Genomic DNA, 14128 nt, shown 5'->3' with positions numbered 1-14128 from the left:
GAATGAATAAAGCAAAATTCAGTAATTGTTGTTTTTTCATAATAACCAAATCAAGGACATTTGTAGCTTAAACGAATACGATATCATCTGGTTGCGTTAGCTATTGCAGCAACCAGCCTCTCGTGTATATACCGTGTCCATGCTGGAGCACATGCTTCATAGCATTCAAATTCGGGAACCAACCCTGCGTGAGTAAACGAAATTTTTGTCTTGTTATCTTCCCGGGAGATATCAAATGATATTTTAGTGCTGGTCCATTCATCTGTTGTGTTTGTGAAGCTGAGGTTACTTTCAGTTACCAGCCAAACTACTTTTTTATCAGGGACGAGTTCCACGAGCTTTTGTTTGGTGTAGTGCATGCCTTCGCCTGCACGAAAGGTGAATTCATCGCCTAATTTCCCGGAGCTTCCTTCAAAGGACTCGTTGAATAGTCCCGACCACCAGGCCCGTACATCCAATATTACATTGAATACCTCTTCGGGCGTTTGATCAACCACGATAGTTGTGTTGAAATTCTGGTTTTTCATTTTCTCTTTTTTAAATTGTAGTTAATGATTATCACACGCTTACCCCGGTTCAATACCGCACCTTCTGAATTTTACAGCCGATGGGTTTGACAGCAAAGCAAATGTAGGGTCTTTAAATGCACATACATGGTGGTAAAATAGACTTTGTGGTGGGTTGATTTGGACGAGTTGCATCGGTATCTTTGAATATATTTTCCTGACATGAAACATATCACTCTTTTGTATCCTGAAGGACATTGTAACCTTGGTACCGTAGCATGTATTATTGGTACTGTTGAGATACTCACACGCGCAAGTGCATACTGGACAGAGCAGGGAAATAAACCGAAATATGAGTTGGTAGTAGCAGGTATAAGGCCCAAAAAGGATTATATTCATAACCTGGTGGCCCTAAAGCTTGATGCCCTCATATCAGATATTGCTAAGACTGACCTGATCATTATTCCATCAGCAATCCCGGGGGATGAAACAAGCGAGAGCAGGTTGATGTTTGACTGGATAAGGCAGCAGTATAATAGAGGCGCGGAAATAGCCAGCATGTGTTCCGGCGCTTTTATTCTTGCATCTACAGGCATTATGGATGGCAGAAGCTGCTCAACACATTGGTCGTATGCCAATGCTTTCAAAGCAAATTATCCCAAAGTGAATTTGCATTCAGACCAATTGATCACCGACGAGAAGGGAATTTATACAAATGGAGGAGCCTATTCTTTTTTGAACCTGGTGATATACCTCATTGAGAAATATTACGACAGGCAGACAGCCATCTATTGTTCCAAGGTATTCCAGATAGAACTCGACAGGAGTAGTCAGTCGGCGTTTGTAATATTTACCGGGCAAAAACATCATGGCGACATGATGGTGCAAAAGGCCCAGACTTATATAGAGAACAATATCAACGAAAAGATTTCGGTCGAGGCTTTATCCTCAAAGTTTGCGATCGGCAGGAGGAATTTTGATAGAAGATTTATTAAGGCTACCGGCAATACGCCCCTGGAATATGCCCAAAGAGTAAAAATTGAGTCGGCAAAAAAAGCGCTCGAAAGCACCCGGAAAACCATTAACGAAGTTATGTTTGAAGTGGGCTACTCTGATGTGAAAGCTTTCAGGGAAGTATTCCGGAAAATCACAGGTCTGTCTCCGCTTGAATACAAGAACAAATACAACAAAGAATCTTTCATCCAATATTAAAGCAGTACTTCATTCGCACACCTGAACCAACTGCCCGGAAAGTTTCGGGCTGTAATTCCCGTTGCTTACTATGTCCATCGCCTCTAATGTTTCTTAAAATAAAGGTAATCTAAGCTTAACCCAGGGTTCTTTTGCGCCAACTAACATTGCGGCAATTTAAAAAGCATAATCTCTGCCACTAAACGCAATTTATAATGAAGACACCACTACGATGTAAACGGTATTTAAAAACCTGGGTATTATGTTGTGCTACTATTGCTTACTGCGCACCCCTGCGTGCTTTGCCAGCGACGTACGAAACTATGCGTACAGAAGTGCAGCAAACAGGCCGGGTAACAGGTCGGATAACAGACGCTAAAGGGATGCCGCTGCCTGGCGCATCTGTTAAGGTTATTGACCGGCAGATCAGCACTTCTGCCGACGTGGACGGTAAGTTTATACTTAACGTTCCTGCGGGAAGTCATGTTCTTGAAGTTTCCTTCATTTCCTTCGCATCCGAGCGGCGAACTATTACAGTTAAAGAGGGCCAGACTCTCAATCTTAGTTTCATTCTGAAGGAAGAAAGCAACTCCCTGAATGAAGTGGTAGTAGTAGGATATGGCCGGCAAAAAAAAGCAAACCTTACAGGAGCGGTAGATCAGGTTGACGCCGAAGAATTACAAAATCGTCCTATTCCCAATGTTTCTCAGGGACTGGTAGGCGTGATCCCGAACCTGAATATCAGAATGCTCGACGGCAAGCCAACACAATCTCCAAGTTTCAATGTCAGGGGTACTACCTCTATTGGTCAGGGTGGGAATGCTCTGGTACTCATTGATAACGTTGAGGGCGATCCCCGTATGCTCAATCCCAATGATATAGAAAGTATTTCAGTGTTGAAAGATGCTGCCTCTGCCTCCATTTATGGCGCACGTGCAGCTTTTGGGGTAGTATTGATCACCACTAAGTCGGCTAAAGAGGGGAAAACGGCGATTAATTATTCTACAAACTACTCATGGAAATCACCTACAACGGTACCTGATAACATTACCGAATCATATCCATGGGCTCAAGGTTTTAGCGATGCCTGGTCGCGATGGAACGATAACGGGAATACACCTACTGCAGTGAACAAAACATTGCCGTTCTCGAAAGACTATCTCGCTGAAATAAAGAGAAGGTGGGAAGACCCCTCTTTACCCAGAGTGGAGATTAACCCGGCGAACAATGAATATAGGTATTACTACAGTACCGACTGGTACAAGGAATTATATAAGGACAATTTTGTGTCGAAGGAGCATAATCTTTCGCTTTCAGGAGGTAATGATAAAGCTGCATTCTACCTGAGCGGTCGTTATAACGGTCAGGATGGACTCTTTCGCTATAACTCGGATACCTATGAAATGTACAATTTACGCGGCAAAGGAAGTATTGAACTCAGTAAATGGTTGAGGATTGAGAATAATACCGAATACGCCTATATGGATTACCATCAGCCATTGAATGTTGGAGAGGGGAGTGGTATCTGGCGGAATATAGCCGATGAAGGACATCCTCTGGCGCCGCTGCTGAATCCCGACGGAACGCTTTCGTTTTCTGCTGCTTATACCGTGGGCGACTATTATTTGGGCAGAAGCGGTGTAGATAATTCACAGCGTTTCCTCAAAAACAGGACCGCGGTGACTGCTGATTTTTTTGATAAAAGCCTCACCCTGCGGGCCGATTTTACTTTCCAGAGTACAGATATTGGTTCACAACAAAATAGGGTTCAGGTTCCTTACAGCCGCTATCAGGGAGTGATTGGCTATACCGGTACAAATACTAACGACATTCAGGAACGCAGAAGAACCACGGAGTATTTAGCTACGAACGTTTATGCCGACTATATAAAGTCAATTAACAATACACACAACTTCAAATTTCTGGCTGGCTTCAACTATGAACAGTCGCTTTACAGGAATCTTACGGCACAGCGAAACGGCATCTTATATTGGGGGGCCGACGATATTAACCTTGCTTTAGGTCAAAGTGTTTCGACCACGGGCGGCAACCAGAAATGGGCGATAGCAGGTGGGTTTTTCAGGGTGAATTACAACTTTAAGGAGCGCTATTTGCTGGAGCTGAACGGCCGGTACGATGGTTCTTCTAAATTTCCTACCGACGAGCAATGGGCCTTCTTTCCTTCGGTTTCAGCCGGTTGGAGACTTTCGGAGGAGCCGTTCTGGGGTGTGAACCGGAAGATACTTTCGGATGTTAAACTGCGTGTTTCGTATGGTTCACTTGGGAACGGAAATATAGATCCATATTCTTTTACCGAAAACTTCAAGATCACTCAGTCTGAGCGTATCATCAACGGCGTACGCCCGCAGCGGACCAGCCAGCCAGCTATCATTCCAATTGGTCTAACCTGGGAAACGTCTACAACCGGTAATATAGGGCTTGACTTCTCAAGTTTGGATGGTAAACTCCAGTTCGTCGGAGATGCATATCGTCGCTGGACGAGCGACATGTTTACTGTTGGCCCAACGGTGCCTGCGGTTTTTGGTACAGGAGTTCCCAAAGGGAATTTTGCAGATATGGAAACTACGGGATGGGAGATATCAGTGAACTGGAACGACCGTTTCTCTCTGGCAAAAAAGCCTTTCAATTATGGAATACGTGTAACCATGTCCGACTATATTGCCGAAATTACTAAATACAATAACGCCGACAAAAAACTAAGTGACTACTATGAAGGTCAGCGCGTAGGAGAGATCTGGGGTTATCAGGTAGAGGGCCTTTTCCGATCTGCGGACGAAATAGCGAACTCGCCTTCGCAAGCAAATATCCCTAACACCAATACAAGAAAGAACTATGTTGGCGACCTGAAGTTCAGAAATCTCGATGGCGACAACGTTATTTTCGAGGGTTTAAATCAGGTTGGTAATTCGGGCGATAAGACAATTATTGGCAACTCGGAACCCAGGTACACTTACGGTTTTAACCTGTCGGGAGACTGGAGCGGGTTCTTTGTGTCGGCATTCTTTCAGGGGGTGCTGAAGCAGGATTACTACCCGGCTGCTGAGTCGCGTTTCTGGGGACAGTATAACCGGCCTTATAATAGTTACCCCAGATGGCACGAGGATAATATGTTCAGAGAAGAGCTTGGCAATTTCGATGCCTATCTCCCTCGCCTGGTGGGTTATGTTGCTCAGGGCACCGGTCGGGCTCTTCAGGTAGCAAATGATCGTTTTCTGCAGGATGCGTCGTATATCCGGCTGAGGAATCTTCAGGTAGGTTATAGTCTGCCGAAACGTCTCGCTGCTAAGCTCTATGCCAGCGATGTGCGTCTTTATGTCTCTGCTGAAAACCTCTGGACCTGGTCGCCGATGTACAAATGGACCAAGGACACTGACGTTACCAATATTTATGGTTCAGATCGAGACCTCAGCGGCGGCGGCAGTGGCGATGGATATAACTACCCCATGCTGAAGGCCATTTCCCTCGGATTAAATGTTAATTTCTAATTTTTTAAGAACAAGATCATGAAGATATTCTATTCGATATTGACGGTGGTAATGATGATGTCGTTATCTTCCTGCGAGCTAAATGAAGTTCCTGTTGATACCGCAACAAACGAAGCTATTTTTGACTCTGAGGGTGGTATGGAACTCTATACGAATTCCTTCTACGATATATTGCCAAACCCGGATGTAGGGGTGTTCCAAATTGACGATGTTTCGGATGTGGTAGCGCGAAATGGTGTAGATAATTTTCTCGCCGTGAATGCTTTAAGTCCCATTACCAGCTCGGGGTGGTCATGGTCTGATTTGCGTAACATAAATTATTTCATAGAAAACGCAGAAAAGAGCAGTCTGGCCACTAAAAACAACTACATCGGTTTGGCCCGCTTCTTTCGTGCCCTGTTTTATTTTGAAAAAGTGAAACGCTTCGGCGACGTTCCATGGATAGACAGAACGATCGATGTAAACGATACAGTATCCCTCAAAGCACCGCGTACAAATCGCTTTGAAGTGATGGACAAGGTGCTGGCCGATTTGAATTTTGCGATCGAGAACATCACTTTGACTAAAGATGCAACTTGCACAAGGATTACAAAGAATGTTGCCAGAGCCTATAAGACCAGGATTTGTCTGTATGAAGCTTCCTTCCGGCGGTACCACACCGTTTACAAGCAGCAGGCGACGGCAAACCAATGGTATTCGGAGGTTGTAAGTGAAGCGAATAAGATCACCGGTTATTCTTTGCACCAGGGACAGTCATCTGATCGCTCATACCGCGAGCTTTTTATTACAAAAACCCCTTATGTCGACGAAACTATCCTCGCTGTAGTATTGGATGCAAGCCTACAAGTGTTTAGCTCTGCTAACCGGCGGTTCATCAGTCCAACTTATGGCAATCGCCCCAGTTTGACACGTCGCTTCATCAATACTTACTTAAAAATCGATGGTACCCCGTTTACAGCCGATCCGGCCTACAGCACGACTCAATTTGTTGACGAGGTAAAGGATCGCGACCTGCGGTTAAAGCAGACTATTCGTTCAGGGGACTATAAGAGGACTGAAAATGGGGTTCCTGTTGTTGCTCCTCCAAACTTCAATCAAACGTTTACCGGATATCAGCCTATTAAGTGGTCGTATGATGAAAGGTTTCCATACGATGACGAAAGCAGGAATGATAACGCTCATATCATTATGCGATGGGGAGAAGTATTGCTGAATAAAGCAGAAGCACTGACTGAACTCGGACAGATGACAGATGTAGATTGGGCTGCCACAATCGGCGCCTTACGCCGTCGTGCCGGAATTACGGGTATCACTCTTACCACTATGCCAACTGCAGCAGATCCCTACCTTGTTAATTTTTACAAGGGTAAGTTCACCAACCCCGTGTTGTTGGAAGTTATGCGTGAACGTGCGGTTGAGTTAATCTTCGAGGGCCTTCGTCCCGATGATTTGAAGAGGTGGCATATCGGTGAACTTTTTGAGGAAGCCGTAATGAATGGAATTTATGTGCCGGCTTTAGGCGAATATGACCTTAACGGCGACGGGATCAAAGATGTTTACTTCTACCAGGGAAGTAAGCCAACTTCTACAACTTCGGGTATAGCATTCGTTGATGTGAGTACTTCCAGCGCGGCCGGAAGGATACAGCTTTCCAACGGAACTTCAGGTGAGGTGATATTTAATCCCGGAGTTCGCGAATGGGAGGATAAGAAGTATTTGTATCCAATTCCCCAGACAGACTATAATATGAATCCTGCTCTCGGGCAGAATCCAGGCTGGTAGCTAAAGAAAATCTAAAATCGTTTTACACTGGATGATCTCATTCCCTATGTATTGGGGATGAGATCTTTTCTTTTTAGGGGTATCGTCGCAGCAGGCAGTCCGTCGACGTAAACTGTTGTCTGTCGATAGTCCTGAATTGTTAAACCCCGGCACATAAATTTGTAACTTTAAAAGTAACATAACTGAACAGTATTCATGATGAAAAATAATTTACTCCTTTTGGTGCTGATGATGGGCTCGGCTGTATATGCCCGGCAAATGACCGTTGCCGACCCGTGGATCGATTCATACATCAAAAATGAGATGAAAGAAATCGGTATCCCAGGCATGGCAGTTGCCGTCATCAGGAACGGCAAAGTACTTCATTGCAACACGTATGGTATAGCAAACATTGAGCATGACATTCCGGTTTCCGAAAGCACTGCTTTTCAAATAGCCTCTGTAAGTAAACTCTTTACCTCGACTTTATTGATGAAATGGATACAACAGAAAAAAATATCCTTGGAGGATAAGGTTTCGGCCTATATTCCAAATACGCCTGGGACCTGGAGCAAGATCACCATCGGGCATCTTGTTGCCCATGAGAGTGGCGTTCCGTGGCCGGCATCCCTCGGCGGTTCCATTGGTATTGCAGCAACCGAGCCTTTCAAGGTCGACAGCATGCCGGTACTGATAGAGAAGCTAAAGGCGGCACCGATGAACTTCGAGCCCGGTACGAAACAATCGTATGTAAACGGCGATTATTTCCTCCTCCAGTACGTTATAGAAAAAATAGGAGGTCAGCCCTTCGAACAGGTTCTCAAGAAAGAGGTCTTCGATCAGATCGGAATGTCAAACAGCGGGTACGATGTTGAGCAGCGCGACTTGAGGGTGTTAACTATGGTTCCATTAAAGCACAAATCACAGAATTTTACTACAGGAAGAAATGGTCCGCTAATTTTTAAGAGCTTTTATGCACCTACTAGCTATGATGCTGGAGGCATGTTTTTGTCTATCCGGGATGCCCTAAAATGGACTATCGCTCTTGATAAACAAACGTTGATCAACGCTTCGATGCAGGAGGAAATGAAAAAAGAAACGGAGATCAAGGGAGGTTTCACCCAATTAGGATGGACCACTCAATTAAATAACGGCTATCAGGTCATCGGCCATAGTGGCGGTCCCGGACTAGGGGATATTCTTCGCGTCCCATCCGAAAAACTTACGGTGATAGAACTAAGCAATTTCGCGGATATGTATCCTTATATTTCCGGCAACATACTACAGCATTATCTCCCGAAGTTCAAGCCACAGGAAATGCCGAAAACGCTGAAAAGAAACCTTGTCAGATAAATACGAGAGTTTTGTTGTTGTCAATGTATCTTGCCGTTTGTTGATGATTATCCGGCAGCAGCCAATTAAATTATATTTTTGAATTTTATAGCGTTATTCAACACAATGAAGAAGCCGATAGTTCAGCAGATTGCCTTTTGGTGCCTTGGTACCCTGGTGCTTACGCTGATCTATGGTACTGCCTACGATAATTACCGCCTGGGGTTTGCCGTAATCCTGATGCTGTTGCCGGTGCACATGGTGTATTTTTACGCTGTTTCTTACTGGATCATTCCAAGGTTCTTTTTTAGGCAAAAATACATCGTTACAGTGATAGCCTGCTTAACCGTGGCTATTTTGGTCGCCGTACTATATCGCCTTAACGAGATTCTTATTTCAGATCCCTATATCTTTCAATTTTACAAAGCTCAGGATCCGGCTTTCAGCTGGAGCAAGCTGGACGGTACGTTTATACGGCAGTTGCTCAGGCCTGGAGATTTTGTGAATGCGGTTGAAAGAAGTAATGTTATTGTATGGATAGGTATTTCGTTACGCTTTATTCAAATGTGGTATGAGCGGCAACAGGCTGCTGTTCAGGCTGAGCTCAACTTTCTTAAGGGACAGGTACATCCTCATTTTTTGTTCAATACGCTGAACAATCTTTATGCGCTTTCGCTAAGCGAGTCGAAACAAACGCCAGGCGTGATCCTCGGTCTTTCTAATATTTTGCGGTATATGCTATACGAATGTCGCTCGGACGAAGTGCTCCTGAAACGCGATATAGAAATACTGCAAAGCTACGTTGCCCTTGAAAAGATCCGTTATGAAGAACGGCTTGATCTTAATTTTACGTTCCATGGTGATCCCTGTGCGCGACGTATAGCGCCTTTGCTCATGTTGCCCCTGGTAGAAAACGCTTTTAAGCACGGGGTAAGCGAGACTGTTGATGCTCCATGGATAAGTATTGAATTGATGATCCAAAATGATCAGCTGTTGCTGAAAGTAACCAATAGTAAGCCCGAAGGCAAGGGGCCTGCAGGAAAAAGGGACTTTGAGAAGGTGGGTTTATCCAATGTGAGGAAGCGACTCGAACTGCTCTATCCTGGCAGATACACGCTTGAATTGGACGACGAGGATGATGTGTACATTGCCGTGTTGAAGATACATACTATTCAGCCCGCTTTAATCAATGGAAAATGACCATAAGAACGTTAATTATCGATGATGAGCCCCACGCCATAGAAGTGATTGAGAAGTATCTTGCCAATTTTCCTGATATTGAACTTGTTGATACCTGCCATAATGCGATCAGGGCTTTTCAACTGCTGCAATCAACGAGGATTGACCTGGTTTTCCTGGATGTTAAGATGCCTGGGTTGAGCGGTACCGACCTTGTCAGAAGTTTGAGGGTGCCTCCCAAAGTGGTCTTTACCACGGCCTATCAGGAATATGCGCTCGATGGCTTTGACCTCAGTGCGTTGGATTACCTTTTGAAACCCATTCCCTTCGAACGCTTTTTGAGAGCAATGGATAAAGTCCTTTCTGTGTTTAAAGGCCCGCAACTCATAAGAGATAACGCCGAATCAGCCGGTACCCAGACAGCGCATAACGACCATTTTTTGTACCTGCGTATAGAGCGTCGCACGGTTAAGATCAATACTTCAGAAATTTATTGGATAGAAAGTCTCAAGGACTATATAAAAGTTGTGTTGAAAGACCGCACACTTACTTCAAAACATAAGATCGGCGTCATGGAAAAGCTGCTGCCGCTAAACGCTTTCGTCCGGATTCATCGTTCTTTTATCGTTCCTCTGGATAAGATTGAGTGTTTTCACCCTAATTACGTGCAGGTTTTGGGAAAGGAGCTGCCTATTGGGAGAAATTACAAGCTCGAATGTCAAAAGCGATTCAGTTCTGGTGCCTGACTTCAACTTTCGCGAACCGCTGAATCTTGCACCCGCGTCTCATCAGCCTGGTTTTTCGTTGCCGGAAATGGATTTGCGGTGACTGGGAACTGCTTTTTCTGTTAAAGGCCGAACTATTAACAGTTTTGCCTTTTGGCAACTGATGCTGCTTTCCATCGACAGAACAGCGCATACATCGACTTAATTTGTTTGCATTCTTTTCCTTTCAAAAATTTGCCGGAAATAAAACAATCAAATAATATGTCAGAAGAATTGAAAAGTGAAGTGGCGACAGTCTACCGTGAATATAATGGGGGCTACGTCAGAACACTAATCTCGCCAGGGCAGTCGGGCGGAGCATTAGCATTAATGGAAATGGTACTGCCGCAAGGAGCAGAGCCACCCATGCATCTACATGCCGACGAAGACGAGGCTTTCTATCTGCTGAGCGGCGAAATGTTTTTTCAGATTGACGGGAAAGAGATACATGTGAAAGCCGGCGATGCGGTTTTTGCGCCCCGAAAGGTGCCTCATTTGTTTAAGATCCTGAGCCGTGAAGTCAGATTTCTTACACTAATCTCTCCAGGCAACTTCTGGGAATACTTTATAGAGTTCAGCAAGCCTTGTATCGGCGAACCAGTAGTAACACCGCCACAAGGCCCGCCTTCCACTGAATTTATTGCCCACCTCACAAAAAGGATGACTTTATCCTATGGTATTACAATTTTTTAATCTCTTAATACAAGCCTATAAAATGAAAATACAACACCTACTATTAGCCACTCTGGCGCTGTCAATATACGCCGGATGCAAGGACGATCAATCTGATGCGAAAATATATGCCGTTAATGAAAAATCCTCAAAGATAGAATGGAAAGGGAGTGCACCGGACCATTTTCATGTCGGTTCTTTTGTTGTGCAAGGCCATTTAACAGTTGACAAAGGTGGTCGTGTAAACGGGGGTGACTTTAAAATTCCAATCGCCAGTATCCAGAATTACGATTTGCCCGACGAGCAAAAAGAGCAGTTGTTAACACATCTGAAAAGCCCGGATTTTTTCAACATTGCTATTCATCCCCATGCCGAATTTCATATTACCGAAGCAGGCCCTTACCAGTCTGACGACCCCGATGCAGCGGAAGACGCCAATTACCTTATCTCGGGTAGTTTTACTATGATCGGCCAGACGCATCAGATAAGTTTTCCAGCCAGCATAACTATAGAAGGAGCCCAATTAATTGCCAGGGCATCTTTCAAGCTAAACAGACTTAAGTGGGGGATGACGAGCTATAACGATCCTGAAGAACCGTTATATCTTTTACCTGACGTGGAGATTAAACTTAAAATTATGTCCGACACCGGCCAGGATAAATAGGTAGCGTGGTGTCCGATCAATATTTTAAAAATGAAAAAAGTTTATACGATAATTATAGCCGCTGTAATGGTATCAGCAGGCTGTAAAAAGAATAATAACAATGAGCCTTCTAAGCAGGAAGAGCTGGAACCGGTAAATGACCCCCTGCTTTTTGGTCTGACGAGGGTGGGCGATAACTATGTGCCTACAGAATGGCAGGGCAAGCGACGTGATACATCGATTGTTTCCTATAAACATAAGAGCCTGGTTGTAACTGGTTTTTACGAAAGGTCAATTGTAACTCCCAACGGGGTAGGGAAAGGCATTGAGTATTATGGCAACGAAGTGACTGATGGAAAAGGTTCGCGGTTATGCCAGTTTTTGGAGAAAAGTACCCCATTTTCAGAGTCTGCGGGCCGAAAACTTGATCCCTCATATGTAGAGTGGTCACAAGGTTGTACAAGTTACAACGGATCTACCTATATTATTGCAATAGGCAGAATGCCGGGGCAGCGCGTTAATTCGTACTATTATAAAATCGATGGCCAGACCCGAAAGATTACTTCTCACCCACTGGCACCAACACCAAACGGTAATGGTTATGCATGGCATTGCGGTACCAGCAAGGGTTTAATTGTGTCTAAATCTCTAAGTCCTGATACCAAAAAGACATTTCTGGAGGTATTTAGAGAAGACAACTGGATTCAGGATTATAAACTGGAGGTACCAGGACACATTTATATCGATGTGGAAAATTTGTTTGCCAAAGATGATAATCACCTGATTGCTATTGTCGCTTGTAAGAGGGCAGGCACACCCATTACCGGCTTGTTCTATTTTACTATAAATCTCACAGATCATACGGTGAAGTTGTACCAGGCGGAAATGCCAGAAGCAAATTTTCACATTAACAAAGGGGCTTACGTTAACAATACAGTCTATCTGCCGTATTACGAAAACGGATCGAATAAGTGTGCCTATGTAACGCTTAAACTAGATCCCAATACCGGCAAACTGGTAACAAATAAGTTTGATCTCCCTACCAAAGCCGGTGTCCCTTATGGATCAGCAACACTCATTGGAACAGAGGGCAACAATGTATATGTTGCAGGAGAACAGGGTGGTTTAGCCTGTTATTGGAGGAATGATAAGCTTATAGACATAGAGAATAAAGAGACAACAAGTTCGGTTATCACTGCTATTTCGGTTTACGACTAATAGAAGAAAGATGAAGTCCCTGCGGTAAGCCTGTCCGGCTGAATCGTCTCAGAATCGCTCACCACCGATGGATCGCCCGAAGGCGCTGTATCAATTACAGCGTCTTCAGTGGCGGGGTCGTTAATTTATTAATAACTACACCCGTCAGGCTTCAAGATGATTGTGCCGGACCGGTAAAAGTTAAAAATATGCTGCAAGCTATCAGGACTGGTTGATTATCTTTCTGCTATGTAATTGAGTTCCGTTACCCCCGAAGTAAATTGCCGGCTATTCAATAGAGTTAATTTTATTTTGTCTTTGATGTCTGCAAACAAGGGAATGCCTCGTCCAAGAATAATCGGATTGACAAATAGCCAATAGCCATCAATTAAGTTCAACTGAATAAGGGTGTGTGTGGCTGTTGGACTGCCAAACAGAAGGATGTCTGTTCCTTCCTCTTGTTTTATTTCATTTATCCGGTCTGAAATATTGTCGCTTATAATTCTTGTATTGGTTAAGTTCTCGTCTTTCATCGTTTTTGATAAAACAACTTTTTGAACGTTACTATACCACTTTGAATGCTCGATGTCGTGCCTGGTAGCAGTTGGTTTGTCTGCCGCTGTAGGCCAGTAACTTTCCATCATCTGGTAAGTTACCCTGCCATATAATGCAGTATCGCCCTTGCTTATTCGTTTTCCAACATAGTCAAAAATCTCTTCATCAACTTTAATCCAGTCCATTTCGCCGGCCGGCCCTGCTACAAAGCCGTCAAGTGACATGTGCATAAATGAAATTATTTTTCTCATATAATTCTGTTTTCTACTTTATAACGAAGCGAAACGAGCCCGGTTTCGTATGTTTTACTTTCCAAAAGCGTAAGATAGGATCGTCTGTCCTGCTCATGAAACAAGCGCTTGCCGCTGCCGAGTAAAATTGGGTGGACCGACAGCCACAGTTCATCGACTAATCCCTCCTTCATCATGGCCTCGCACAGGGAAGCTCCGCCAAACAACCATATATCCTTTCCCGGTTGATTTTTGATTTGCCGCGCCCGGGCTAGACTATTCTCCGATACCAATACAGCGCCTTCTTTTACCGAACTCAACGATGCCGAGAATACATATTCCGTCAGCGCAGGCATGCCCGGGATACCCTGACCGTTATTGTTCTCGCTGTATTGTTGGTTTACCACATAGCTCTTGCGACCGATAAACATCGCGTCAATACGTTCGAAAAACTCGTTTAATCCATAGTCCTGATCTGTAAAGCACCAGTCGTATTCGCCGTTCGGCCCTTCAATGTAACCATCCAATGTAATGGCCAGTCCTAATATTAGTTTTCGCATGATAGTTAATTTATACTGCAAAAATCAATAGT

12 protein-coding genes are annotated in these 14128 nt (G+C 44.3%); 9 read left to right on the top strand and 3 right to left on the bottom strand.

Annotated elements, in window-relative coordinates; genetic code table 11:
* Positions 1-83 precede the first annotated feature (83 nt).
* Positions 84-527: an SRPBCC family protein gene (locus BDE36_RS17300; RefSeq protein WP_141815859.1), complete on the bottom strand. Its 444-nt coding sequence runs from the start codon at positions 525-527 to the stop codon at positions 84-86.
* Positions 528-728: 201 nt separating this feature from the next.
* On the opposite strand from BDE36_RS17300, the gene BDE36_RS17295 reads away from it, so the two are divergent.
* The 9 genes from BDE36_RS17295 (at position 729) to BDE36_RS17255 (ending at position 12772) form a co-directional block, all read left to right on the top strand.
* On the top strand, positions 729-1718 hold the full coding sequence (locus tag BDE36_RS17295; protein ID WP_141815858.1) for a GlxA family transcriptional regulator: 990 nt from the start codon (positions 729-731) through the stop codon (positions 1716-1718).
* 194 nt (positions 1719-1912) lie between these two features.
* Positions 1913-5203 carry a SusC/RagA family TonB-linked outer membrane protein gene (locus BDE36_RS17290; RefSeq protein ID WP_141815857.1) on the top strand — a complete coding sequence of 1097 codons (3291 nt, stop codon included), beginning with the start codon at positions 1913-1915 and terminating at the stop codon, positions 5201-5203.
* An 18-nt stretch (positions 5204-5221) separates the two neighbouring features.
* Positions 5222-6985 (top strand): RagB/SusD family nutrient uptake outer membrane protein, encoded by a 1764-nt coding sequence (locus BDE36_RS17285; RefSeq protein ID WP_141815856.1) that lies wholly within the window; start codon positions 5222-5224, stop codon positions 6983-6985.
* 195 nt (positions 6986-7180) lie between these two features.
* Positions 7181-8317: a serine hydrolase domain-containing protein gene (locus BDE36_RS17280; RefSeq protein ID WP_141815855.1), complete on the top strand. Its 1137-nt coding sequence runs from the start codon at positions 7181-7183 to the stop codon at positions 8315-8317.
* A 105-nt stretch (positions 8318-8422) separates the two neighbouring features.
* Positions 8423-9496, top strand: a complete 1074-nt coding sequence (locus BDE36_RS17275; protein ID WP_141815854.1) for a sensor histidine kinase — start codon at positions 8423-8425, stop codon at positions 9494-9496.
* Positions 9493-10221 carry a LytR/AlgR family response regulator transcription factor gene (locus tag BDE36_RS17270; protein WP_141815853.1) on the top strand — a complete coding sequence of 243 codons (729 nt, stop codon included), beginning with the start codon at positions 9493-9495 and terminating at the stop codon, positions 10219-10221. Before BDE36_RS17275 ends, BDE36_RS17270 begins: the two co-directional genes overlap by 4 nt.
* Before the next feature lie 240 nt (positions 10222-10461).
* Positions 10462-10932, top strand: a complete 471-nt coding sequence (locus BDE36_RS17265; RefSeq protein ID WP_141815852.1) for a cupin domain-containing protein — start codon at positions 10462-10464, stop codon at positions 10930-10932.
* 22 nt (positions 10933-10954) lie between these two features.
* A complete protein-coding gene (locus BDE36_RS17260) occupies positions 10955-11575 on the top strand; it encodes a YceI family protein (protein WP_161987678.1) in 621 nt (206 codons plus the stop codon).
* Positions 11576-11605: 30 nt separating this feature from the next.
* Entirely contained in the window at positions 11606-12772 is a 1167-nt protein-coding gene (locus tag BDE36_RS17255; RefSeq protein ID WP_141815850.1) for a hypothetical protein, read from the top strand.
* Positions 12773-12987: 215 nt separating this feature from the next.
* Here BDE36_RS17255 and BDE36_RS17250 read toward each other — a convergent pair whose 3' ends face one another.
* Positions 12988-13557: a dihydrofolate reductase family protein gene (locus BDE36_RS17250; RefSeq protein ID WP_141815849.1), complete on the bottom strand. Its 570-nt coding sequence runs from the start codon at positions 13555-13557 to the stop codon at positions 12988-12990.
* A complete protein-coding gene (locus BDE36_RS17245) occupies positions 13554-14096 on the bottom strand; it encodes a dihydrofolate reductase family protein (protein ID WP_141815848.1) in 543 nt (180 codons plus the stop codon). Before BDE36_RS17245 ends, BDE36_RS17250 begins: the two co-directional genes overlap by 4 nt.
* Between the last annotated feature and the right edge of the window lie 32 nt (positions 14097-14128).

Origin of the sequence: Arcticibacter tournemirensis, from assembly GCF_006716645.1 — a bacterium.
Lineage (GTDB): Bacteria > Bacteroidota > Bacteroidia > Sphingobacteriales > Sphingobacteriaceae > Arcticibacter > Arcticibacter tournemirensis.
This window is presented reverse-complemented; position numbering and strand designations above follow the sequence as displayed.